Consider the following 2,787-nt stretch of genomic DNA (forward strand, 5'->3'; position numbering starts at 1 on the left):
CGGGCGTTGCGCGGCGGCACGGCGAGCTGGAGGACGTCGGCGAGGCTGCCCGCGTACCGGTCGGCGACCGCGCGGGCGAGGCCCAGCAACTCCTCGTCCAGCACCGGTTCGGGCGAGACCACCTGCGCCAGCGCCGCCAGGGGCCCCGAGTAGTCGGACTCGGCGAGCCGCTCGACGAGGAACCCGTCGATCAGTCCGCCGCCCTCGCGCCGCCCCTCGCGCACCCGGTGCCGTCCGGCCCCGAACCGCACCCGCACCCGCACCCCCGGCTGCGCGTCGGCGTCCAGCTCCGCGGGCACGGCGTAGTCGAAGTAGCGGTCGAGGTGGAGCACGCCCTTGTCGACGAGGACCCGGGCGACGGGCAGTTCCCCGGCGAGCGCGGCGCCGCGCCAGGTGCGCGGTTTGGCCCGGGGCGCCTTGGCCTTGCGCACGCTCTCCCGGATGAGCGCGAGCTGCTCGGGCGGCGCGCCCTCCGCACCGCCGTCCGACTGTCCGTTCTCGCTGCTCACGCCTGCATTCTTACCAAACACGACTGACATCGACGCCGGCCCGAGGCCGAGCCGGGTACGGATCACGAACGCCCGAGGGCGCTTCCGCCTCGGGCCGCTCGGCCGTACCGGTCCGGGACCGGCAGCGGGATTCGAACCCGCGAGGGCTGTCGCCCGCGAGTATCCGTCAGCGCGGGGCTCGCTCCCGCGGCGCGCGCGGGCGTTCGCGGCGGAGCGGCTCCGTACGCGCCGAGGCCCGGCACCCCTCGGAAGGGGCGCCGGGCCTCGGGGAGGCGCGGGGTGGCCGGACCTACAGTCCCGCCGCCTTGCGCAGGGCGTCCACGCGGTCGGTGCGCTCCCAGGTGAAGTCGGGCAGCTCACGGCCGAAGTGGCCGTAGGCGGCGGTCTGGGCGTAGATCGGGCGCAGCAGGTCGAGGTCGCGGATGATCGCGGCCGGACGGAGGTCGAAGACCTCGTCGATGGCCCGCTCGATCTTCTCGGTCTCGACCTTGGCGGTGCCGAAGGTCTCGACGAACAGGCCGACCGGCTCCGCCTTGCCGATGGCGTACGCCACCTGGACCTCGCAGCGGGCGGCCAGGCCGGCCGCCACCACGTTCTTGGCGACCCAGCGCATCGCGTACGCGGCCGAGCGGTCCACCTTGGAGGGGTCCTTGCCGGAGAAGGCGCCGCCGCCGTGGCGGGCCATGCCGCCGTAGGTGTCGATGATGATCTTGCGGCCGGTGAGGCCGGCGTCGCCCATCGGGCCGCCGATCTCGAAGCGGCCGGTCGGGTTCACCAGCAGCCGGTACTTCTCGGTGTCGAGCTTGATGCCCTCGTCCAGGAGCGCCTTCAGCTCCGGCTCCACGACGAACTCGCGGATGTCGGGGGCGAGCAGCGACTCCAGGTCGATGTCGGAGGCGTGCTGCGAGGAGACGACCACGGTGTCCAGGCGGACCGCCTTGTCGCCGTCGTACTCGATGGTGACCTGGGTCTTGCCGTCGGGGCGCAGGTAGGGGATGGTCCCGTTCTTGCGCACGTCGGAGAGGCGCTTGGACAGGCGGTGCGCGAGGAAGACCGGCAGCGGCATCAGCGTCGGCGTCTCGTCCGTCGCGTAGCCGAACATCAGGCCCTGGTCGCCGGCGCCCTGCCGGTCCAGCTCGTCCTCGTCACCCTCGACGCGGGCCTCGTAGGCGGCGTCGACGCCCTGCGCGATGTCCGGGGACTGCGCGCCGATGGACACCGAGACGCCGCAGGAGGCGCCGTCGAAGCCCTTCTTCGAGGAGTCGTAGCCGATCTCCAGGATCTTGTTGCGCACCAGTGTCGCGATGTCCGCGTACGTCTTGGTGGTGACCTCGCCGGCCACGTGCACCAGGCCGGTGGTGATCAGGGTCTCGACGGCGACCCGGGAGGTCGGGTCCTCGCGCAGGAGCGCGTCGAGAATGGTGTCGCTGATCTGGTCAGCGATCTTGTCGGGGTGACCCTCGGTCACGGACTCCGAGGTGAACAGACGACGGGACACAACGCTCCCTGGGGTTGCAGCGGCTGCTGGCTGATCATTGGCGGACGGCGGGGGCTGCACCCGACGCCGTCCGTGGAACAGTTTATCGGTCGCGCTTCGCCACGGGTCCCCCCGTCTCGTCTCGCGAGAGCGCTGTGACCTGCGGCACGGGCATTCTGCCCATGCCGAGCGAGGTTGGCCAGAGGCGCCACGCCCCCGGGGACGAGGTTTCGGGAACCGGAGGACGAAATGAATCACTCATCCGAGGCGTTCGGCCACCAGGTCCCATACGGTTTCGGCCAGGGCTTCCTTGGGGCCGTGCGCGACGGGGGTCTCGCTGCCGTCGGTGCCCAGCACCACGGCCTCGTTCTCCTCGGAGCCGAAGGTCTTGCGCTCCCCCACCTCGTTCACCACCAGCAGATCGCAGCCCTTGCGCTTCAGTTTGGCGCGGCCGTTGGCGAGCACGTCGTCGGTCTCGGCGGCGAAGCCGACGATCACCTGTCCGGCACGCGCCCGGTCGCCGGAGATCTCGGCGAGGATGTCCGGATTCCGTACCAGGGTGATGGGCTCGGGCTCCCGGTCGTCCTTCTTCTTGATCTTGCCGGTGGCGTAGGCGGCCGGCCGGAAGTCGGCGACGGCCGCGGCCATGACCACGGCGTCCGCGTCGGCGGCGGCGCCGAGGACGGCCTCGCGCAGCTCCACGGCGGTCCCGACCCGGACGAGGTCCACGCCCGCCGGGTCGGGCAGGGCGGTGTTGGCCGCGATCAGTGTGACGCGGGCGCCGCGGGCTGCGGCGGTGCG

The 2,787-nt window shown here is 72.3% G+C and carries 2 protein-coding genes and 1 pseudogene; all 3 read right to left on the reverse strand.

Going from position 1 to position 2,787, the window contains the following annotated elements; all coding sequences use genetic code 11:
* Positions 1-509, reverse strand: a pseudogene (locus B7767_RS40835) (helicase PriA); the annotation flags it as partial.
* 289 nt (positions 510-798) lie between these two features.
* Complete coding sequence (gene metK, locus B7767_RS40840; protein ID WP_085576294.1) at positions 799-2,007, reverse strand: methionine adenosyltransferase; 1,209 nt, start codon at positions 2,005-2,007, stop codon at positions 799-801.
* 237 nt (positions 2,008-2,244) lie between these two features.
* Positions 2,245-2,787: phosphopantothenoylcysteine decarboxylase (locus B7767_RS40845; protein ID WP_306298053.1), on the reverse strand; the 543-nt coding region annotated here is incomplete at its 5' end.

This window comes from Streptomyces sp. 13-12-16, from assembly GCF_002114215.1.
In the GTDB taxonomy this organism is placed as follows: Bacteria; Actinomycetota; Actinomycetes; order Streptomycetales; family Streptomycetaceae; genus Streptomyces.